The organism is Nocardiopsis moroccensis (genome assembly GCF_055763695.1).
In genome coordinates this window covers 553673-574417 of the sequence record NZ_CP199747.1, presented here as the reverse complement: position 1 = coordinate 574417, position 20745 = coordinate 553673, and the positions used below count along the sequence as shown (strand labels likewise).

Genomic DNA, 20745 nt, shown 5'->3' with positions numbered 1-20745 from the left:
GAGGCAGGACGCTCCGTCGGGGCGGACCGGTCGGATCCGGCGACGACGCGCCTTGCCGTCAGGGCCTGATAGTACAGCTTGTGAACGTGATCCCCAGCACATACCTGGGTGAAATGTGCCTTATTGCGTCTTATGTAGGGTCGTGCGTCGCAAGCTTTTGTAAGCCCGAGGTCCCGAACCTCCGCCCGAACACCGCGCGGCACCCCCGGGCTCTCCCCGAAACGGGCACACCAATACTGGGGAGGAGAGAACCGACCCGCGGCAGCAGCCACCGACTGTTCAGGAGTCGTACCGGTGCCCTCACCCCCTTCTGCGCCCGAACCCGCGTTCGGCCCGGCCTCAACCGTGGCACGCCTCAGCGGAGCCGGAGCGGCGCACGTCGCGGTGCTCCTCCTGGTCTTCCCCATCGCGGACAGCGCGCTGGACGGAACCGGAGGACTCCCCCACCCCCTCGCGGTCTTCTACGGTCTGGTGCTGGTGACCCACACGCTGCCGTTCGCGCTGCTGTTCCTCGTGGTGAGAACCCTGGGCAGGGGCAGGCGCCTGGTCACCCACCCGACGCTGCCCGTGATCGGGACCGTACCGAGCACGGTCCTCTACGCCCTGTTCGGTATCTCCCTGGTGCTATGGGAGCCGCGTCTGTCGACCGTTGGCCCTGTTCGGCTTCGGAGTCCAGGCGGCACTGTGCCACCTCGTCCTCCGCCCGAAGAGAGCGCTAACGGTCGCACTGTTCACCCTCGCCCTGCCCGCCCTGGTCCGGGGCCTGGCCCTCCTGGGGCACCGGCTCGGTTAGAGCACGTTGCGGGGGTCCGGGACCGGGGCGAGACGGCCGTCGCAGTCGGCGTACTCCCAGCGCGGTCCCCTCGCGACCAGGTCGGCGACGGCGCCCACCAGACGGTCGACGTGCTCCTCGGTGGTTCCCACGCCCAGGCTCGCGCGCACCGCCTGCGTGTGCCCCTCGGGCAGCAGGTGGCCGGTGAGCGGGTGGGCGCAGAACAGACCGTCCCGGACGCCGATCCCGTACTCCGCGGAAAGCGCCGCGGCGAGCAGGTCGGCGGGCAGACCGTCGACCACGAACGAGACGATCCCGACCCGCGCGTGCTCGGCCCCCCACAGGGTCAGCTCGTGCACACCGTCGACCTCCGTCAGTCCGGCCCGCAGGCGCTCCAGCAGCGCGGCTTCGCGGATGTGCTGCAGGGACAGGGTCCGGTTGGTGAAGGTGTCGCAGGCCGCCGCCAGGGCCACGGCCCCCAGCACGTTGGGGCTCCCCGCCTCGTGTCGGGCCGGGAGGTCGTTCCAGACGACGTCGTGCTCGGTGACCTTCCGCGTCGCTCCCCCGCCGGCCAGGTACGGGGTGGCCTCGCGCAGCCAGTCGGCCCGGCCCGCGAGCACACCCGAACCGAAGGGCGCGTAGAGCTTGTGCCCGGACAGGGCCACGTAGTCCGCACCGGTCCCGGTGAGGCTGAACGGCAGGTGCGGCACGTACTGGGCGGCGTCCACCAGCACCCGGGCGCCCTCGGCGTGCGCGGCCTCGACCAGTTCCTCCACCGGCCAGATCTCACCGGTGACGTTGGAGGCCGCGGTGACGCAGAGCAACCTGGGACCCTCGGGTGCCTCCGCCAGAGCGGCACGGGCGGCCCCGACGGCGGCCTCCGGGCTCTCCGGCAGCGGCAGCCGGACCACCTTCGCGGCGCGTGAGGCCGGGTGCTCCCAGGGAAGCAGGCTCGCGTGGTGCTCGGACTCGAAGACCACCACGGTGCACCCCTCGGGCACCGTCCGGGCCAGCAGGTTGACGGCGTCGGTGGTGCCCCGGACGAACACCACGGCGTCGGCGGAACCTCCCTGGTCCGCCTGGGTGCGCACGCCGAGGAAGCGGGCGACGCTGCGGCGGGCGCGCTCGTAGGCGTCGGTGCTGACCTGCGAGTGGTGTCCGGCGCCGCGGTGGACGCTGGCGTAGAACGGCAGGGCCTCGGAGAGGGCCTCCGCCACGCTGGTCAGGCAGGGGGCGCTGGCCGCGTAGTCGAAGTTGGCGTACTCCGCGTACTCACCGGTGACCAGGGGGACCCCGCCCTCGGCGGTGACGATCGAGCACTCGCGGGCCGCGGCCCGGTCGGCGGCGTGGGCCGTGCGGGCGGCGGAGCGGGTGGAGTCGAACGGGACGACAGTGGTCATAGGGCACCTCTTCTGCGAGTCGTGGGACCCACAGGGGTACGCCGGATGACGGCTTCACCTCAGGGGTCCGCGCTTGTCTGACACGGTCGTGTCGGGACCTGGTCCTCACCCGGGGCACCCCACCGCGGAAGGAGGGTTGCCGACCAGCTAGCCGGGGCTTGTCGCTGGTACTCGTGACCTGTGCCGAAATGTAACACAGGGTCCGCCCGGGACGCATCCGCGTGTCCCTGTGTCCTGGACCACGACCCCGCTTGACACCCGCCGCCACGGCTGGGCCATACTGATCCCGAACTGCCCTCATGTCGCGGGTGTCCGGTTCCCCCGGCCGCCCTTCAGGCGCGAGACTCCAGTGCGTTGGAGTTTTCGCATGCCCGCAGACGAGAGGTGCCTTCCGTTGTACGGCGACGACCGTATTCAGCAGATCTTCCGCAACCCCAGGGTTGTCCTCATCTCCGGCTACGCCCGCCTCCCCGACTCGGTGGCGAGCCATTCCCAGTACCAGCGGCTCGGTGTCGTACTCGCGGTGGACTCCGCGGACGGCCGTATCGTCGCCGCGGACACCACACTGCTCACCGACCTGGCGAAGGACTTCTTCCGCGCCCTGGTCGAGGGCGCCTCGGTGACCGAGGACATCGCGGAGATCGTCCAGCGGGTCCAGACGCGGTACGCGGGCCACTCCGGCGCCGCCCTCACCACCGCGCTGCGCCGCTGCCTGGAGACCTACTACCAGCTGCGGGACGGCGACCAGCTGCCCGGCGGCCCCGCCAACGACCCCGACGGCAAGGAGTAACCTCCACGTGAGCGCGACAAACCCGGAAACCGGTCCCGCCCCCGAACCGGACCCGCCACTGCCCCTCGCCGGGGTACGGGTGGCCGACCTGTCCCGGGTCCTGGCGGGCCCGTACGCGACCATGCTCCTCGCCGACATGGGCGCCGAGGTGGTGAAGGTGGAGCAGCCCGGCCGGGGCGACGACACCCGGTCCTGGGGGCCGCCCTACGCCGAACCGGCCGAGGAGCACCGGGAGCACCACTCCCCCGGCGAGGCCGCCTACTTCCTGTCCGTGAACCGGAACAAGCGCAGCCTGGCAGTGGACCTCAAGGACCCCGAGGGGCTGGCCGCCGTCCAGGAGCTGTGCGCCACCTCGGACGTGGTCATCCAGAACTTCCGCCCTGGGGTGATCGACCGGCTCGGCCTGGGCTACGAGGAGATCAGCAAACGCAACGCGGCCGTGGTGTACTGCTCGGTGAGCGGCTTCGGCCCCGAACACGAGCCCGCCACCCGCCCCGGCTTCGACATCGTCGTGCAGGCGGAGAGCGGCCTGATGGCGACCACCGGCCCCGCCGACGGCCCGGCCAGCAAGGTGGGGGTGGCGCTCACCGACGTCCTCACCGGGCTGAACGCAGCCGTGGGCATCCTCGGCGCGCTCATGCGGGCCCGGGCCACGGGGCGGGGCGAGAACATCAGTGTCTCGCTGATCAACTCCACCCTGTCCAGCCTGGTCAACCTCACCCAGCAGGCGCTGGTCACCGGCACCGAACCCGCCCGTGTGGGCAACGCGCACACCACCATCGTGCCGTACCAGACGTTTCCCGCCCAGGACGCGGAGATCGTGGTCGCCGCGGGGAACGACGCCCTGTACCAGCGTCTGTGCGCCGCCATCGACCGCCCCGACCTGGCCGGGGACCCCCGTTACGCCACCAACCCGGGCCGGGTGGCGCACCGGGACGAACTGGTCGGGGAGCTCTCGGCGACACTGCGCACCCGACCCGCCGAGCACTGGATGGAGGTCCTGGTCGGCGCCGGGGTCCCGGTCGGCCGGGTGCGGGGCGTGCTGGACGCGCTGCGCACCGCCGACGCCGGCGGGGACGACGTCCTGCGCACGGTCGAGCACCCCACCGCCGGGCTCCTGGAACAGGTACGGGCGGGTTTCCGGATGGAGCACACACCCACCCCGATGACCGCTCCTCCCCTGCTGGGCCAGCACTCCGCGCAGGTGCTCGCCGAGCTGGGCCTGACCGCGGAGCGGATCGAGGGCCTGCTCAGGAGCGGGACCGTCCAGCAGACCGACGTCCGGAGCTCCGAGACCCGCTAGGTCCGGCGAACCATCACCCCACAGACCTCACACACACGTCACCGAAGCACCACGAAGGGACACCCACCATGAGCGACTCCCAGCGCAAGGCCGCCGCCCCCGACCCCCTCGACTTCCTGGCGGTGGACGCCGAACTGTCCGACACCGAACGCGACGTCCGGGACGCCGTCCGCGGCTTCTCCTCCCGTGAGCTCCTGCCGAACGTCGCCGACTGGTTCGAGGCCGGGACCATCCCCGACCCGCGCGGCCTCGCCAAGGCCTTCGGCGACCTGGGCGTTCTCGGCATGCACCTGGAGGGGTACGGCTGCGGCGGCTCCAGCGCGGTCGCCTACGGTCTGGCCTGCCGGGAGCTGGAGGCGGTGGACTCGGGGCTGCGCAGCTTCGTGTCCGTGCAGGGTTCCCTGGCGATGGCGGCGATCCACAAGTTCGGTTCCGAGGAGCACCGGAACGAGTGGCTGCCGAGGATGGCCGCGGGCGAGGCGATCGGCTGCTTCGGCCTGACCGAGCCCGACTCCGGCTCGGACCCGGGCTCGATGCGCACCAGCGCCCGCAGGGAGGGGGCGGACTGGGTCCTCAACGGCACCAAGATGTGGATCACCAACGGCTCGGTGGCCGACGTCGCCGTGGTGTGGGCCGCCACCGAGGACGGCATCCGCGGTTTCGTGGTGCCGACCGACACCCCGGGGTTCTCCGCGAACGTCATCCACAAGAAGCTGTCGCTGCGCGCCTCGATCACCTCGGAGCTGGTGCTGGAGGACGTGCGCCTGCCCGCCGACGCCGTGATGCCCGGCTCCGGGGGCCTGGGCTCCCCGCTCTCCTGCCTGAACGAGGCCCGCTACGGGATCGTGTGGGGCGCGGCGGGCGCGGCGCGCGCCTGCTACGAGGCCGCGCTGGACTACGCGCGGACCCGTGAGCAGTTCGGGCAGCCCATCGGCGGTTTCCAGCTCACCCAGCGCAAGCTCGCCGACATGGTGGTGGACGTCAACCACGCCAACATGGCGGCGCTGCGGATCGGTCGGCTGAAGGACGAGGGGAACTGCCACCACAACCACGTGAGTTTCGGCAAGTTCGCCAACGTGGCGGCGGCGCAGCGGGTGGCGCGGACGGCGCGCGGGATCCACGGCGCCAACGGGATCACGCTGGAGTACCCGGTGATGCGGCACATGGTGAACCTGGAGACGGTGGCCACCTACGAGGGCACCGAGGAGATCCACGCGCTGAGCATCGGCCAGGCGGTGACGGGTATCTCCGCGTTCCGGTAGGAGAAGGCACGCCACGGGTGCCATCGAAGGCCCACAACCATCACAATGGGAGCATCCGAGTGAGGGAGTTGCCGAAGATGGTGAACGAACCGACGAAGCGGTTCGAGATGACGAAGCTGCGGCGGACCGCCAACGCGTTCGTCAGCGGCTTCGTCAAGTACGGGGCCTGCCCGCCGGAGCTGCACCTGCTCACGACGCGTGGGCGCAAGTCCGGTTTCCTGCGCACCATCCCGCTCAGTGTCCTGGACAGTGAGAGCGGCCGGTACCTGGTCTCCCCCTACGGGGAGGCCGACTGGGTGCGCAACCTGCGCAAGGACGGTTTCGCGACCCTGCGCCAGGGCGGCTGGATCGAGCTGGTGAGCGTGCGCGAGCTGGGCTCCGCCGAGGCGGCACCGCTGCTCAGGGAGTACCTGAACCACCCCAGGGCCGCGGTGGTCGGGCCGTACTTCGACGCCCCGCCGGAGGCACCGGACGAGGCGTTCGAGGCCGAGGCCGACCGGCACCCGGTGTTCCAGATCGTGCGGTCCACGACGATCCGCCTCTGAACCGGACACACGACGGGCCCCGGCGCACCGTGGGTTCTAGCGGTGGTCGCAACACCCTGGCTCTGGGGAGGTTGCGGCCACCGTGTCGTTTTCGAAGGAAGAACGGGACCGTCAGCGGGCCGGCCGGGTGTACACGGTTCCGCGTTCGACGGTTTCGTAGCCGACCGTGGCGTAGGTCCTGGCCGGGGTCGGGTAGGCCTCGTTGGGCGAGGTGTTGATGAACACCCGGTCCCCACCGCGCCGGGCGGTCAGGGTGCAGGCCTGCAGTGCCATGGCGCCGGCCAGGCCCTTGCGCCGGTGTTCGGGGACCACACCGAGGGGTTCGATCTCGGAGCAGCGGTTCCTCGGATCCCACCACACGACGCAGCAGGCCGCCAGTGAACCGTCCGGGGCCTCGACCACGAGATCGAGTTCACGGTCGTACAGCAGACCGGCGCGGGTGCTGTCGTAGCGCTCCCGGCTGAAACGGCTGGTCAGGTCCGGGTCGACCTGGCCCACACGCTCCGGCCAGGGCAGGTCGGCGGGTTTCCAGGCCCTCCGGTGGCACTCCACCCGGGCCTCCTGCTCACCCTCACGCACCGGACGGAGCAGGTAGCCCTCCGGCAGGACGACGTCCTCCTCGGTGGCGGTCCGGCACATCCACTCACCGAAGACGTTCTCCTCCGCCACGGCGAAACCGGTCCTCTCCGCGAGCGAGCGGAGTTCGTCGTCGCCGTCGAGGACCAGCAGGTCCACGGCGGCGCCACCGACCCGGGCCATCGCCCGGTCCAGGAGCGCGGCCCCGGCCCCGGGGTCGGCGGAGGCGCCCTGGATGGTGATCTGGCTCCGGGGGAAGAGGGCGTTGGGCTCCTCGGCCGCGGCCCAGGCCACGGGTTCACCGTCGCGGCGGGCCAGGACCGTGTTGTCGGATGAGAGCTGCCCGGTGGCCAGCTGCCAGCCGAGCCCGCCGGGGTGGGGACTCAGCGGCCAGAGCCGTTGGGCGAGCAGTTCCAGGGGACGGGCGTCCTCGGCCCGGAGGGGGCGGAGTTCGAGCACGGGGCCTGCCTTCTCGTGGGGGACACGGGCGGGCTCACGCTAACCGCCGGTGTCCGGGGGCACCACTGCTTTTCCGACAGGCGGGGTCCCGACAGGACACGGTGGTAGCTTCTTTGCGCAACTCCCCCCACACGGAAAGCGTGCGCCCCCCATGACCGAGAAGAACCGCAGAGTCAACAGCTACGTGGCCGTCACCGGGGTGTTCTGTGCTCTGGTCGCGATCATTTCAGCCGTCGACCCGGTCCCGGCACTGCGGACTCCGATGCTGATCGCCTGCGTGGTCGTCTTCGCAGCCATGGCCTTCCTGCTGGGCAAGGAGGCCAAGGCGCAGAAGAACCCTGAGAAGGGGGCCGACCGACAGAGCTGAGAACCGGCCCGGGGACGGTGACCGGAGCCTCCCGGGCCAGGCCACCGCCCCCCGGGAGGCTCACCCCGCCTGGGCGGCGAGCCAGTCCTCGAACGAGGTCGGGGCCACCTCGGCGTCCGCCGCGGGCAGGAGCACGTTGCCGGCCATGGAGGCGTCGAAGATCCCGTTCTCCCAGGTCGGCACGAGCTCGACCCGGTGGCCGCGGACCGCGTGGGTACGGCGGGCCATGTCGACCAGGTCCTGGGGGCCGGGCCCGGTCACGTCCCGGTGCCGCCCCCGGGGCTCGCCGGCGGCGACGCGCACCAGGATGTCCGCGACGTCCTCGGGCGCGATGGGCCGCACCAGCAGCGGAGCGATCCTGGCGACACCGTCGGTCTCTGTCCAGGAGGCGACCATGGCCCCGAAGTCGTGGAACTGGGTGGCCGGGACGATCGTGTGGGGAACCGGTCCCGCCTCGACCGCGGCCTCCTGCGCACGCTTGCCCGCGTAGTGGGCGTTCCCCCGCACCCGGTTCACGGCGGCGATGGACAGCACGACGTGATGACCCACCCCGGCCCGCTGTTCCGCTGCCAGCAGGTGCTCGGTGGCGGCCGTGAAGAAACGGACGTTCTCGGTTTCCTCCCCCGACGTGCAGTTCAGGACGTCGATCACCGCGTCGACCCCGGTCAGGGCCTCGTCCAGCCCTTCCCCGGAGAGCACGTCCACGCCGTGGCCGCGACTGATCGCGACGGCCTCGTGGCCGCCTCCGCGCAGAGCCGCCAGTGTCAGGGCTCCGATCCGGCCCGTGGCTCCGACCACCGCAACACGCATACGTCGACCTCCCGATCAATTACGGATATCAGGGATCCACAATAGCGTTAATCAGATAGACTGGACAGGTGAAACTTCCCGAGAGCTCCGAGTGGGCGCTGCACTGCGCCGCCTCCCTGGCCCAGCTCGCCCAGGAGGACACCGTCAGTACGCGCCGCCTCGCCGAGCACTTCGGGGTCCCCGCCCCCTACCTGGCCAAGCAACTCGCACACCTGGTCCGGGGCGGCGTGTTGGCCGGGACCACGGGGCCGCGGGGCGGCTTCCGACTCGCCCGGCCGGCCTCCCGGATCACGGTGCTCGACGTCATCGAGGCGGTCGACGGCGCCGCCGACCCGTACCGGTGCCGCGAGATCCGACAGCAGGGGCGCGGGGCCCTGACCGAGGAGGACTGCCGGGAACCGTGCGTCCTGGCCGTGACGATGCGCCAGGCCCACCAGGCATGGCGGTCCAGCCTGGCCGCGGTCACCCTGGCGGACGTCGTCGGCACCCTCGCACCGGGTGTCCCCGACCGCACCCGACGGCTGCTCACCGGGACCGAGGACTGACGCCTCCGCCGTCAGCGGCCGGACACGGCTGCTGCACGAGCGCGCCAGCGGCCCGGCCGGGGCCCGGGTCCGGCCGGCCTCCTCAGTTGCGGACGCGGAACACGTCGTAGACGCCGTCCACGCCGCGGACCGACCGCAGGACGCTGCCCAGGTGGGTGGGGTCGGCCATCTCGAAGGTGAACCGGCTCTGCGCCACCCGGTCCCGGCTGGTCTGCACCGTCGCGGAGAGGATGTTGACGTGCTGGTCGGAGAGCACCCGGGTGATGTCCGAGAGCAGCCGGGAGCGGTCCAGGGCCTCCACGTGCAGGGCGACGAGGAACATCGAGTCCTCGGTGGGCCGCCATTCGACGTCGACCATGCGCTCGCGGTCCAGGCTGGCGGCGTTCACACAGTCCTGGCGGTGCACCGACACCCCGTTGCCCCGGGTCACGAAACCGACGATGTCGTCACCGGGCACGGGCGTACAGCACTTGGACAGGCGGGCCCAGACGTCGGCGTCGCCGCCGGCCACGACGACCCCCGGGTTCCCGGAGCGCTGCCTGGTGGTGGCGACCTTGGAGGGCAGCGCGGACTCGGCGATGTCCTCGGTGTGGCTCTCCAGGCCCCCCATGGAGTCCACGAGCTTGCTGACCACGCTCTGCGCGCTGACCTGGCGCTCGCCCACGGCCGCGTAGAGGGAGTCGACGTCGGGATAGCGCAGGTCCCTGGAGAGGGCGATGATGGTCTCGCCGCTGAACAGGCGCTTGACCGGCAGTTCCTGCTTGCGCATGAACTTGGCGATCTCGTCCTTGCCCCGCTCGATCGCGGCCTCGCGGCGCTCCTTGGTGAACCAGTGCCGGATCTTGTTACGGGCCCGTGCGCTCTTGACGAAGTTGAGCCAGTCGCGGCTGGGGCCGGCGTCGGGGTCCTTCGAGGTGAGGATCTCGACGGTCTCGCCGTTGTGGAGCTCGTTCTCCAACGGCACGAGGCGGCCGTTGATGCGGGCTCCGACGGTGCGGTGGCCGACCTCGGTGTGCACGGCGTAGGCGAAGTCGACGGCGGTGGCGCCCTGCGGCAGGGAGATGACGTCACCACCGGGGGTGAAGACGAACACCTCCTGCACGGACAGGTCGAAGCGCAGCGACTCCAGGAACTCGCCCGGGTCCTTGGTCTCCTGCTGCCAGTCGATGAGCTGGCGCAGCCACTGCATGTCGGCGGTGCCCTTGGACTTGGCCTCGCCGGCGGAGGTGTTGCGGTCCTCCTTGTACTTCCAGTGCGCGGCGATGCCGTACTCGGCGCGGCGGTGCATCGCACGGGTGCGGATCTGCAGCTCGACCGGGTTGCCGGAGGGGCCGATGACCGTCGTGTGCAACGACTGGTACATGTTGAACTTCGGCATCGCGATGTAGTCCTTGAACCGGCCGGGCACCGGGTTCCACCGCGCGTGGATGGTTCCCAGGGCCGCGTAGCAGTCCCGGACGCTGTCCACCAGGACCCGCACCGCGATGAGGTCGTAGATGTCGTCGAAGCCCACGTTGCGGGCGATCATCTTCTGGTAGATCGAGTAGTAGTGCTTGGGCCGCCCGCGCACGGTCGCCTTGAGCTTGGACTCGCGCAGGTCGCCGGAGACCGCCTCGATGACCTCCTGGAGGTACACGTCGCGGCGGGGGGCGCGCTCGGAGACCAGACGGGCGATCTCGTCGAAGCGCTTGGGATAGAGGGTGGCGAAGGCCAGGTCCTCGAGCTCCCACTTGATGGTGTTCATGCCCAGACGGTGGGCGAGGGGGGCGAAGATCTCCAGGGTCTCGCGGGCCTTCTTCTCCCGTTTGGCCTTGGCCGGGAGGTAGCGCAGGGTCCGCATGTTGTGCAGGCGGTCGCACAGTTTGATGACCAGGACGCGGATGTCGCGGGCCATCGCCACGACCATCTTGCGGACCGTCTCGGCCTGGGTGGCCTCGCCGTACTTGACCTTGTCCAGCTTGGTGACGCCGTCGACCAGTTCGGCGATCTCGTCGCCGAAGTCCGCGCGGAGCTCGTCGAGCGAGTACTCGGTGTCCTCGACGGTGTCGTGCAGGAGCGCGGCGGCCAGGGTGGCCTCCTGCATCCCCAGTTCGGCGAGGATGGTGGCGACGGCGAGCGGGTGGGTGATGTAGGGGTCGCCGCTCTTGCGCTTCTGGTGACGGTGGTGGTGGGCCGCGACCTCGTAGGCGCGTTCGATCAGCCGTACGTCCACCTTCGGGTGGGTGGCGCGCACGGTCTTGATCAGTGGTTCGAGCACCGGGTTCATCGTCACTCCCCGCTGGGCCCCGAGTCGGGCGAGCCTTCTGCGTACTCGCACGGTGGAGGGTGTGGTGGAGGCCGCCTGGCCTCCCGGGGCCCCCGGCCCCGAGACGTCGGAGGGCGCCGCTTCGTTCGCGGCGCCCTCCGGGCGGTCCTGCTGTGGTCTTTTTCCGGCCGGTACACCGCGGCCGTCCGCGCGCCCTCCAGGCGTGCCGGTACCCGGAACACCGGCGGCTCCCGGACCGTCGGCACGGGAGGCGGCGGCCGTCGGAACCCCGGGGGCCCCGCTGCCCGGCCCCTGCTCGGACACCGCCCCGGTCGAGACCACTTCGCTTGGCATGCCTACCTCCCGCGGATCCGCCCGGTGGAGCCGACGTGACCGTCCGGCTCGCCTCCGGTGCACGTGCGTGTCATCAGGGCCAGTCATCGACGCGGCCGCCGCGGTCACCTCTCCCACCAGTCTAGTGGGACCGCCCCCACCTGCGCGGGGAGCGATCCGGCCCCCTCGTGTCCCCTGGTACCGACTCGGAGGTACGCGCAGTGACACAGGTCACCAGGTACGTCACACCGAGTGCTGGAGTACGTCAACAAGGACGGCCTGTCGCGGTATTCCCCGCGGGGTGCGACAGGCGCGGCGAGGTCGGCCTCAGACCGAAAGGAGGGTGTGCAGCTCCACGTCGGGCATCTTCCCGCGCCCCTGAAGCGCGGAGAGCTCCATCAGGACGGAGAATCCCACGACCGTACCACCCGCCTTGCGGACCAGTTCCACCGCGGCCCTGCCGGTGCCGCCGGTCGCGAGGACGTCGTCGACGACGAGCACACGGCTGCCCGGGGTGATCGCGTCGGCGTGGATCTCGACGGTCGCGGTGCCGTACTCCAGATCATAGGCCTGGTCGATGATGTCCGAGGGCAGTTTCCCGGCTTTGCGTGCCGGGACGAAACCCGCGCCCAGCGCCATGGCGACGGGTGCGCCGAAGATGAACCCCCGCGCCTCCAGCCCGACGACGTGGTCGATCCCGGCCCCCCGGAAGGGCGCGGCGAGCCCGCGCACCGCGGCCGCGAGGGCCTTCGGCTCGTTGAGCAGGGGCGTGATGTCCTTGAACAGGATTCCCGGCTGCGGGAAGTCCGGGATGTCGCGGATGCTCGCCTCGATGAGGGCGAGCTCGGCGGTGTCCGGGGCGTCCGGGACCGCGGTGTCGTCGGGCATGGCTGGCGGGGCCTTCTTCTGGTGGGTCGATCGGCTGTGCTGTTCGGCCGTGGCCAAGAACAGCGGTACCGGCCCCGGGTGGGGGCCGGTACCGAAGTCTGTGATGCGCCGGGGGTCGGCCGCGGTCAGCCCTTGGGCTTGTCGTCGTCGCCGAAGTCGGGACGGTCCTCGACCGGGGTGTCGTCGGCGGCGGGGGTGATGACCTCCCCGACACCGGCCTTGAGCATCCGGATACGGGTGCCGGGGGAGATCTCCAGCAGTACGTCCTGCTCGTGGATCTCGACCACCGTGGCGAAGATACCCGCCTTGGTCATGACCTCGACCCCGGGCTGCAGGGAGCTCTGCATCTGCGTCTCCTGCTGGCGGCGCTTCTGGTTCGGGCGCCAGAACAGGAGCCAGAAGACCAGGAGGATCAGCACGAACGGGAGCATCATGCCGATGAGGCTGCCCTCTCCCTGGGCAGCGTCGGCGAGAATGTAAGTGCCCTGCACGGGGGCGTCCTTCCTGACGTTTCCTGTGGCCGACGTCTGTCGGCTCGGACACCGCGACGACCACCTTCTCGGGCAGCTCCGGCCACGGCGGCCGGAAGCGTACCCGGTGGGTACAACGCGCGGGGGCACGAACTCGTTCCGCCGGCGTCGGACGACACCATACGAGGCTGTTGCCCCGCTTTGGCTGCGTTCGTCACAGTTTACGTGGCGCTGATCACCAGTAACCCACCAGCAGAGATCAGGGGGCTAACGGTTCGGCCCCGGTTCACGCGCACGCGCTTCATTGTGCCCGGGTCGGAGCCCTCTGTGAAGGCTCCGCGCCCCGGTCAGGGGCTGTCCTCGCCCTGCTCCTCGCCGACCCGTCGCGCCTCGCCCCGGTCGCCACCGTTCCCGGTGGAGGTGCCCGTGTTCCCGCCGACGGCACCCATGGCGGCCCCGAAGGCGGCGTCGGGCGGCGGAGTGAGGCCCATGTGGGTCCAGGCCATCGGCGTGGCGACCCGGCCGCGCGGTGTGCGGGCGAGGAAGCCGGAGCGGACCAGGAAGGGTTCGGCGACGACCTCCACGGTCTCGGCCTCCTCCCCCACGGACACCGCCAGCGTGGACAGACCGACCGGTCCGCCGCGGAAACGGTTCAGGAGCACGTCCAGGATGGCCCGGTCCAGACGGTCCAGGCCCAGGGGGTCCACCTCGTACAGCTCCAAGGCGGCCCGGGCGTTGGCCAGCGTGAGACGACCGTCCCCGCGGACCTCGGCGTAGTCGCGCACGCGGCGCAGGAGCCGGTTCGCGATACGGGGTGTGCCCCGGGACCGGCCCGCGATCTCGCCGGCGGCCGCCGCCTCCAGCGGAGCCCCGAGGAGCCCGGCGGAACGGTGCAGGATCTGCTCCAGCTCGGCGGGCTCGTAGAAGTCCATGTGCGCGGTGAAGCCGAAGCGGTCGCGCAGCGGCGCCGGGAGCATGCCCGCCCTGGTGGTCGCGCCGACCAGGGTGAACGGGGCGATGTCGAGCGGGATCGCGGTGGCTCCGGGCCCCTTGCCGACGATGACGTCGACCCGGAAGTCCTCCATCGCGACGTAGAGCATCTCCTCGGCCGGGCGGGCCATCCGGTGGATCTCGTCGAGGAAGAGGACCTCTCCCTCCTGGAGGGTGGAGAGCACGGCGGCCAGGTCGCCGGAGCGCTCGATCGCGGGCCCGGAGGTGATCCGCAGGGGCGCGCCGAGTTCGGCGGCGATGATCATGGCCAGGGTGGTCTTGCCCAGACCGGGGCCGCCGGACATGAGGATGTGGTCCGGGGCGCGGTTGCGCCGCTGAGCGCTGTGCAGGACCAGGGAGAGCTGCTCGCGCACCCGGTGCTGACCGACGAATTCGCTCAGCGCCTTGGGGCGCAGCGCCCCCTCGATCTGGTGTTCCTCAACGTCGGCCTCGGGTGAGACGGCGTCGCGCTCGTACATGGGGGGCACCCCTTTCCGGTGTCCTGGGCGGTCTAGGCGCGGCTGAGCCTGCGCAGGGCACTGCGCAGCAGGACGGTGACGTCGCTGGTGTCCTCGGCCTCGGCTGCGACGGAGGACGCGGCGGCCTCCGCGTCCTTGGCGGACCAGCCGAGGTTGACCAGGCCGGAGACGACCTGCCCGCGCCAGGCCCCGTTGGGCTGGGCGCTGTCCGGAGCGTCGACGGGGGGCAGGTTCCCCTCGCTCAGGGCCGGGGCGTCGAGCTTGCCGCGCAGTTCCAGGACGATGCGCTGGGCGCCCTTCTTACCGATGCCGGGCACCCTGGTCAGGGCCGCGGTGTCCTCGGTGGCCACGGCCTGGCGCAGACTGTCGGGGCTGTGCACCGCGAGCATCGCCAGGGCGATGCGCGGGCCGATACCAGAGGCGGTCTGGACCTGCTCGAAGAGGTTCTTCTCGTCATCGTCGGCGAACCCGAAGAGGGTGAGGGACTCCTCGCGGACGACGAGGCTGGTGGCCACGGTGCCCTCCTCCCCCACGTGTAGGCGGGACAGGGCGGAGGGGGTGCACTGGACGGTCATGCCGACCCCGCCGACGTCGATCACGGCGCTGCCGGCGCCGCGTGCGGCCACCCGGCCGGTGAGGAACGCGATCATGTCGTGTGGGCACCGGGAGGGGTGCCCGTCTCCTTCCTGGGGGCGGTACTGCTGCCTGTTTCTTCCCGTGCCGTCCGGACCGGCGGGATCAGCGGCCGCGCGCTCGGCGGGCCAGTTCGACCTTGCGGGCGAAGTCCTGTTGGGCCTGGGCGACCCGGGCCTGGGCCCCGCCCCGCCAGATGTGACAGATGGCCAGGGCCACCGCGTCCGCGGCGTCGGCCGGTTTCGGCGGCCCGTCGAGTCCGAGGATACGCGCCACCATGCTGCCGACCTGCTTCTTGTCGGCACGGCCGTTGCCGGTGATGGCGGCCTTGGCCTCGCTGGGGGTGTGGGTGGCGACGGGCAGCCCGCGGCGGGCGGCGCACACCAGGGCGATGCCGCTGGCCTGGGCGGTGCCCATCACGGTGCTGAGGTTGTGCTGGGCGAAGACCCGCTCGACGGCGACGGCGTCGGGTTCGTACTCGTCCAGCCACTCCTCGATTCCGCGTTCGACGGCGACCAGGCGCTGCGGGAGCTCGGTGTCGGCGTTGGTGCGGATGGCGTCGGCGGCCAGGAGGCGCAGGGGACGGCCGATGGCCCCCTCGACGGCGCCGACACCGCAGCGGGTCAGCCCCGGATCGATTCCCAGCACGCGCACGTCGCCACCCGACTCTCTTCTCGAACGTTCGTTCGCACCATGCTAGCGGCGGGCGGTGACGTGATCCGCCGCCCGGCGAGGCGTGTCGGCCGGAGGGGGTGGACGGGAGGATACACCGGTGCTAAGTTCAACTCAGTACGAGAAAAACTCACTTTGAGATCAACTGGAGGGAAGCGGTGTCCGAAGGGATCGACGGGCGACGGGATGACGGCCGCCCGGACGCGGAAGGGTACGACGCGGCCGACGAACACAGGTTCCTGGCCGACTACGACCCGAACGCGTTCGCACCCGCCGCGGTCACGGTGGACGTGGTCGCACTGACCATCCGCGACGGGCTCCCCCACGTCCTGCTCGGCCGCCGCGCCCGGCACCCCCAACGCGGCCGGTGGGCCCTGCCCGGCGGGTTCGTCCGAGCCCGGGACGGCGCGGCCGGACCGGCCGACCCCGACCTTCCCGACGCCGCCCTGCGCGTACTCACGGAGAAGACCCCCCTGCCCGCCGAGATACACCTGGAGCAGCTCGGCACCTACGGCGCGATCGAGCGGGACCCCCGCATGCGGGTGATCTCGGTGGCGTACATGGTGCTGGCACCCGACCTGCCCGACCCGCGCACCGGCCGCGACACCGCGGAGGCCGCGTGGGTCCCCTGGACCGCCCTGGGTTACGGCGAGGGGGCCGACGCCGGACACGAACTCGCCTTCGACCACACACGAGTCCTCCGCGACGCCGTCGAACGCGCCCGCTCCAAGCTGGAGTACACCGCCCTGGCCACCGCCTTCCTCCCACCCGTGTTCACCATCACCGAGCTGCGCGGGGTGTACGAGGCGGTGTGGGGGCGCACCCTGCACGCCGCCAACTTCCACCGCAAGATCCTCGCCACACCGGGGTTCGTCGAGGACACCGGAGAACTGGCCGGCCGCGGAGGCTCGGGGGGAGGCCGACGCGCCCGGCTGTACCGGGCGGGCGGCGCGGCCCTGCTTCACCCGCCGCTGCTGCGCGGCACCCAGTAGCCCGCACCGGACGGCGGAACCCGATGAGCGGACACCCGGTGAACCGTGCGTGCCACCCCCGCGGAGAGCGGATGAGCAGGGAGAGCAGATGAGTACCGAGCAGCACGTCCCAGGCGGTTTCGACGCCGCCCTGCACGCCCTCGGTCTCGCCGCGGATCCGGCCGCGTTGTTCGGCCCCCTGCCCGCCGACGGCGGCACGGTACCCCCGGTCGCCACCGCCGAGTACCGACGTCTGGCCCGACTGCTCCACCCCGACACCGCGCCCGCCGGCCGCACTGCCGAGGCCGGGGCCGGGTTCGCACGACTCACCGAGGCGTGGCGGCACTACCGGCAGGCCGCCGAGGGCGGCCTGGGGCTCGACGACATCACGTTCACGACCCGGGAGCGGACCTACCACGTGAGCCGGGGCGGCGCCCTGGCCGGCGGAGACGTCGCGGACCTGCACGCGGTGCGGTGGCGGGAGGGGGCCCAGGGGCCGGGAACGGGCGGGGTCTGGCGGGACGGGGTACTCAAACTGCCCCGCGCTCCGCGCGACAACGACCTGATCCTGGCCGAGGCCACCGCACTGCGCCGTGTCCGGGAACTCGGAGCCGAACACTACCGCGCCTTCGTCCCCGAGCTGGTGGAGTCGGTCCGGCACCGCGATGCGGCCACCGGAGTGGAGCGGCGCGGCAACGTGCTGGGCCGGCTGACCGGCTTCCACAGCCTGGCCGAGGTGCGGCGGGCCCACCCGGACGGGATCGACCCCCGCGACGCCGCCTGGATGTGGCGCCGGCTGCTGGTGGCCGTGGGCAACGCGCACCGGGCCGGGGTCGTGCACGGAGCGGTCGTCCCCGAACACGTCCTGATCCATCCGCAGGCACACGGGCTCGTCCTCGTGGACTGGTGTTACTCGGTGACCTTCGCCGAGCCCCGCACCGCACCGCATGTCCCCGCGATGGTGCCGCACCGCGAGAAGGCGTACCCGCCCGAGGTCGCCGCCCGCCGCCCCGCCGTGCCCGCCACCGACGTGTACATGGCCACCGGGTGCGTGGAGTTCGTGACCGGCGGGCGGCTTCCACGACAGTTGCGGGCCTTCGCACGCGGCTGTTCGCTGCCCACGCCCGAGCGGCGGCCCGGCGACGCGTTCACACTGCTCGGCGAGCTGGACGAGGCACTGGAGCGGTGCTTCGGGCCGCGCCGCTTCCGCCCCTTCCGCCTTCCTGACCGGACCCCACCGGCCTGATGCCCGACCGTCCCCTCACGGGGCACCCGACAACTCACGGAGACACCATGGGAAGCAGCAATTGGTCCACCGACGCCTACCGCGCCCGGCAGGCCTACCGGAACTCCGCAGGGATCAGCAGTTTCGGCTACCACGACGACGTCGTCGCCAAGGCCCCGCGCGAGGAGTGGCGGGCCCACGACTCGCTCGACCCGCACGGCGTGGCCGTACGGGAGAGCCGCGACTCCGACGCGCACCCGAACTCGCTCGCGGTCTCGGTGATCTTCGACGTCACCGGCTCCATGGGGCGGGTGCCGCGCTCCCTCCAGACCAAACTCCCCGACCTGTTCGGGCTGCTCCTGCGCAAGGGGTACGTGCAGGACCCGCAGATCCTGTTCGGCGCGGTCGGCGACGCCACCTGCGACCGGGTGCCGCTCCAGGTCGGCCAGTTCGAGTCCGGCAACGAACTGGAGGACGACCTGGGCAACATCCTGCTGGAGGGCGGGGGCGGCGGTCAGATGACCGAGTCCTACGAACTGGCGATGTACTTCATGGCCCGGCACACCGCCATGGACTGCCTGGAGAAGCGGGGACGGCGGGGTTACCTGTTCGTGGTGGGCGACGAGATGGCCTACGGCGCGGTGAAGGCACGCGAGGTCCGCGACGTGATCGGCGACGACCTGACCGAGAACATCGCGTTCCCGGCGGTCCTGGAGGAACTGCGGCGCAAGTTCGAGGTGTACTTCATCATGCCGACCGGCAGCTACCACTTCCGCGACGACCGCGTCCGAAAGTTCTGGGAGCGGCACATGGGCCAGAACCTCGTCCTGCTGGACGACCTGGACGCGGTCTGCGAGACGATCGCGGTCACGGTGGGTCTGGGCGAGGAGGCCGTCGACCTGGAGGAGGGGCTGCGGGACCTGGCCGACGCCGGTTCGGACCAGGCCGACGTGGTGGGCAGGGCGCTGCGGCCGCTGGTGCGCGAGCGCGGCGCGGTCACGGTGTCCTCGGACGTGGAGGGGCTGGCCGGTGACGGCCCGGGGGTGGAACGGCTGTGAGCGGACGGACGGGTGCGCGGGTACCGGAACGTGCCGGAACCCCCGGGGCCACCGGGGCGGCTGCTACCTCTGGGGGCGCCCGGGAACACGCGATCGTGGTCGACCTGGGGTTCGGTGACGCGGGCAAGGGCGTGACCGTGGACCTGCTGTGCGCCCGGGGCGGGTTCGGCGCGGTGGTGCGGGCCAACGGCGGTGCCCAGGCAGCGCACAACGTGGTCACCCCGGACGGTCGGCACCACACGTTCGCCCAGTTCGGGTCGGGCACGCTCGCCCCGGACCGCCCGGTGCCCACCCACCTGTCCCGGTTCATGGTGGTGGACCCCCTCGCGCTGGCCGCCGAGGCCCAGCACCTGGCCGCCCTGGGGGTGGCCGACCCGTTCTCCCTGGTCACCGTGGACCGGCGGGCGCTGATCAGCACACCTTGGCACGCGGCGGCCAACCGGTCCCGGGAACGGGCCCGCGGCCGGGAGCGGCACGGTTCGTGCGGAATGGGGGTGGGCGAGACGATGGCCTACGCCCTGGAGCACCCGGAGGAGGCCCCCACCGTCGGTGACTGCGCCCGGCCGCACCTGCTCCGCCGCAAGCTGGGCCTGTTGGCCGACCGGCTGGAGTCGGTGCCGGTCGAGAAGACCCCCGGGAGAACCGAGAGGGCGGGGATCTCAGACCCGGCGGAACGTGACCCCCTCCCCGAGTTGGAGGAGTGCCTGGCCGCCTACCGGGCCTTCGCGGAGCGGGTCCGGCTGGTGGACGAGCGGTACCTGCCCCGGTTACTGGCCCGGACCCCGGTGGTGTTCGAGGGCGCCCAGGGCGTTCTGCTCGACGAGTGGCACGGTTTCCACCCGTACACCACGTGGTCCACGACGACCACCGTCAACCCGCTCGCACTGTTGGCGGAGGCCCGGCTGCCGGGCGACGCGCGCCGGATCGGGGTGATGCGTACCTTCACCACCCGGCACGGTGCCGGGCCGCTGGTCACCGAGGACCCGCTCCTCACCACGCGGCTGGCCGACCGGCACAACGGCACCCACCCCTGGCAGGGCGGGTTCCGGGTGGGCCACCTCGACCTGGTCGCGGCCAGGTACGCGCTGGAGGCCACCGCAGGAGTGGACTCGCTGGTGATCACGCACGCCGACGCTCCCGCCCGGCTCGGCCGGGGGCTTCGGTGGTGCGTGGGTTACGAACTCTCCGACGGGACCCCGCTGCGGATCGCTCCGGGGACCTCCCCCGACCTGGTCCGCCAGGCCCGGATCACCGGCCTGTTGGCTTCCGCCCGCCCGGTGCTGCGTCCGGTCCCGGGCGCGGCACCCACGGCCGTCGCCGATGCCCTGGACTTGCCTCTGGAGGCGGTCTTCACCGGCCCGACCAGGGACGACGCCCGGGTTCGGGCGCACCGTCCCTCCCGTACGGGGGGCGCGGCACCGGAGTACACCGGTCTGAGCGTGTCGGGCTCGAACAGCCGTGGAGGGCGATCTAGTTTGGGGCGATGAGCTCACTCTCCGACCCCGAGGTCCGCGACTTCCTGCTCCACGGCACACGCACGGGCAAGGTCGCCTACACCGCGGCGGACGGCCGCCCGCTGGTGGCGCCGGTCTGGTTCACCCTCGACGACGACGTGCTGGTGTTCAACACCGGCGGGGACACCGCCAAGGGCCGGGCCCTGGCCCGCGATCCCCGGCTGGCGCTGGTGGTGGACCTGGAGGAGCCGCCGTTCGGTTTCGTGCAGGTCCAGGGCGTGGCCGAGGTCTCCGAGGAGCCCGCCGAACTGCTGCGCACCGCGACCGCGATCGCCCGGCGGTACATGGGCCCGGAGCGGGCCGAGGAGTTCGGCCGCCGCAACGGCGTCCCGGGCGAACTCGTGGTGCGGCTCCACCCGACCAGGGTGGTCGCCGCCATGAACATGACCGACTGACGAACCGGCCACGCCCGGACCGGGCCCCGCCCCTGCGGGCGGG

Annotated in this window: 21 protein-coding genes and 1 riboswitch; of the genes, 12 read left to right on the top strand and 9 right to left on the bottom strand. The window is 71.8% G+C overall.

All coding sequences use genetic code 11. The features are described 5' to 3' along the window. Window positions 1-649 precede the first annotated feature (649 nt). A complete protein-coding gene (locus ACUKCB_RS02375; protein ID WP_473038795.1) occupies window positions 650-793 on the top strand; it encodes a hypothetical protein in 144 nt (47 codons plus the stop codon). On the opposite strand, the gene ACUKCB_RS02370 is transcribed toward ACUKCB_RS02375, so the two are convergent. Beyond that, window positions 790-2172, bottom strand: a complete 1383-nt coding sequence (locus ACUKCB_RS02370; protein ID WP_473038794.1) for an aminotransferase class V-fold PLP-dependent enzyme — start codon at window positions 2170-2172, stop codon at window positions 790-792. The two genes, ACUKCB_RS02375 and ACUKCB_RS02370, sit on opposite strands and share 4 nt — an antisense overlap. Before the next feature lie 64 nt (window positions 2173-2236). Further along, window positions 2237-2351, bottom strand: a riboswitch (SAM riboswitch). Window positions 2352-2566: 215 nt separating this feature from the next. Between ACUKCB_RS02370 and ACUKCB_RS02365 the strand changes: the two genes are divergently transcribed. From ACUKCB_RS02365 to ACUKCB_RS02350, 4 genes are all read left to right on the top strand, one after another. Next, entirely contained in the window at window positions 2567-2962 is a 396-nt protein-coding gene (locus ACUKCB_RS02365; RefSeq protein ID WP_452542166.1) for a DUF3870 domain-containing protein, read from the top strand. Window positions 2963-2969: 7 nt separating this feature from the next. Continuing rightward, entirely contained in the window at window positions 2970-4265 is a 1296-nt protein-coding gene (locus ACUKCB_RS02360) for a CaiB/BaiF CoA transferase family protein (protein ID WP_473038793.1), read from the top strand. Window positions 4266-4333: 68 nt separating this feature from the next. Further along, on the top strand, window positions 4334-5527 hold the full coding sequence (locus ACUKCB_RS02355; RefSeq protein WP_473038792.1) for an acyl-CoA dehydrogenase family protein: 1194 nt from the start codon (window positions 4334-4336) through the stop codon (window positions 5525-5527). A 77-nt stretch (window positions 5528-5604) separates the two neighbouring features. Beyond that, window positions 5605-6072, top strand: coding sequence for a nitroreductase/quinone reductase family protein (locus ACUKCB_RS02350; protein ID WP_473038791.1), 468 nt, complete (start codon window positions 5605-5607; stop codon window positions 6070-6072). A gap of 111 nt (window positions 6073-6183) precedes the next feature. Here the strand turns inward: ACUKCB_RS02350 and ACUKCB_RS02345 are convergent, their stop codons facing one another. Continuing rightward, complete coding sequence (locus tag ACUKCB_RS02345; RefSeq protein WP_473038790.1) at window positions 6184-7107, bottom strand: GNAT family N-acetyltransferase; 924 nt, start codon at window positions 7105-7107, stop codon at window positions 6184-6186. A 151-nt stretch (window positions 7108-7258) separates the two neighbouring features. Between ACUKCB_RS02345 and ACUKCB_RS02340 the strand changes: the two genes are divergently transcribed. Then, window positions 7259-7474: a hypothetical protein gene (locus tag ACUKCB_RS02340; RefSeq protein WP_473038789.1), complete on the top strand. Its 216-nt coding sequence runs from the start codon at window positions 7259-7261 to the stop codon at window positions 7472-7474. A 60-nt stretch (window positions 7475-7534) separates the two neighbouring features. On the opposite strand, the gene ACUKCB_RS02335 is transcribed toward ACUKCB_RS02340, so the two are convergent. Beyond that, entirely contained in the window at window positions 7535-8284 is a 750-nt protein-coding gene (locus ACUKCB_RS02335; protein ID WP_473038788.1) for an SDR family oxidoreductase, read from the bottom strand. Window positions 8285-8352: 68 nt separating this feature from the next. On the opposite strand from ACUKCB_RS02335, the gene ACUKCB_RS02330 reads away from it, so the two are divergent. Further along, window positions 8353-8829, top strand: a complete 477-nt coding sequence (locus ACUKCB_RS02330; protein ID WP_473038787.1) for an RrF2 family transcriptional regulator — start codon at window positions 8353-8355, stop codon at window positions 8827-8829. Window positions 8830-8911: 82 nt separating this feature from the next. On the opposite strand, the gene ACUKCB_RS02325 is transcribed toward ACUKCB_RS02330, so the two are convergent. From ACUKCB_RS02325 to ruvC, 6 genes are all read right to left on the bottom strand, one after another. After that, entirely contained in the window at window positions 8912-11095 is a 2184-nt protein-coding gene (locus ACUKCB_RS02325; RefSeq protein ID WP_191272714.1) for a RelA/SpoT family protein, read from the bottom strand. 639 nt (window positions 11096-11734) lie between these two features. Continuing rightward, window positions 11735-12295, bottom strand: a complete 561-nt coding sequence (locus ACUKCB_RS02320) for an adenine phosphoribosyltransferase (RefSeq protein WP_473038786.1) — start codon at window positions 12293-12295, stop codon at window positions 11735-11737. A 125-nt stretch (window positions 12296-12420) separates the two neighbouring features. Next, complete coding sequence (gene yajC, locus ACUKCB_RS02315; RefSeq protein ID WP_229826252.1) at window positions 12421-12786, bottom strand: preprotein translocase subunit YajC; 366 nt, start codon at window positions 12784-12786, stop codon at window positions 12421-12423. 326 nt (window positions 12787-13112) lie between these two features. Beyond that, window positions 13113-14234 carry a Holliday junction branch migration DNA helicase RuvB gene (gene ruvB / locus ACUKCB_RS02310; RefSeq protein WP_473038785.1) on the bottom strand — a complete coding sequence of 374 codons (1122 nt, stop codon included), beginning with the start codon at window positions 14232-14234 and terminating at the stop codon, window positions 13113-13115. Between the two features lie 32 nt (window positions 14235-14266). Further along, complete coding sequence (gene ruvA / locus ACUKCB_RS02305; RefSeq protein ID WP_473038784.1) at window positions 14267-14884, bottom strand: Holliday junction branch migration protein RuvA; 618 nt, start codon at window positions 14882-14884, stop codon at window positions 14267-14269. A gap of 88 nt (window positions 14885-14972) precedes the next feature. Further along, entirely contained in the window at window positions 14973-15521 is a 549-nt protein-coding gene (gene ruvC / locus ACUKCB_RS02300; protein WP_473038783.1) for a crossover junction endodeoxyribonuclease RuvC, read from the bottom strand. 188 nt (window positions 15522-15709) lie between these two features. Between ruvC and ACUKCB_RS02295 the strand changes: the two genes are divergently transcribed. From ACUKCB_RS02295 to ACUKCB_RS02275, 5 genes are all read left to right on the top strand, one after another. After that, window positions 15710-16531 (top strand): NUDIX hydrolase, encoded by an 822-nt coding sequence (locus ACUKCB_RS02295; RefSeq protein WP_473040896.1) that lies wholly within the window; start codon window positions 15710-15712, stop codon window positions 16529-16531. A gap of 88 nt (window positions 16532-16619) precedes the next feature. Beyond that, a complete protein-coding gene (locus ACUKCB_RS02290) occupies window positions 16620-17756 on the top strand; it encodes a molecular chaperone DnaJ (RefSeq protein ID WP_473038782.1) in 1137 nt (378 codons plus the stop codon). Between the two features lie 47 nt (window positions 17757-17803). Next, window positions 17804-18793 carry a hypothetical protein gene (locus ACUKCB_RS02285; protein ID WP_473038781.1) on the top strand — a complete coding sequence of 330 codons (990 nt, stop codon included), beginning with the start codon at window positions 17804-17806 and terminating at the stop codon, window positions 18791-18793. Window positions 18794-18885: 92 nt separating this feature from the next. Next, the gene (locus ACUKCB_RS02280; protein WP_473040895.1) at window positions 18886-20280 is read left to right on the top strand and encodes an adenylosuccinate synthetase; all 1395 of its coding nucleotides are present in this window, start codon (window positions 18886-18888) and stop codon (window positions 20278-20280) included. Then, window positions 20277-20702, top strand: coding sequence for a PPOX class F420-dependent oxidoreductase (locus ACUKCB_RS02275; protein ID WP_473038780.1), 426 nt, complete (start codon window positions 20277-20279; stop codon window positions 20700-20702). Before ACUKCB_RS02280 ends, ACUKCB_RS02275 begins: the two co-directional genes overlap by 4 nt. Window positions 20703-20745 lie beyond the last annotated feature (43 nt).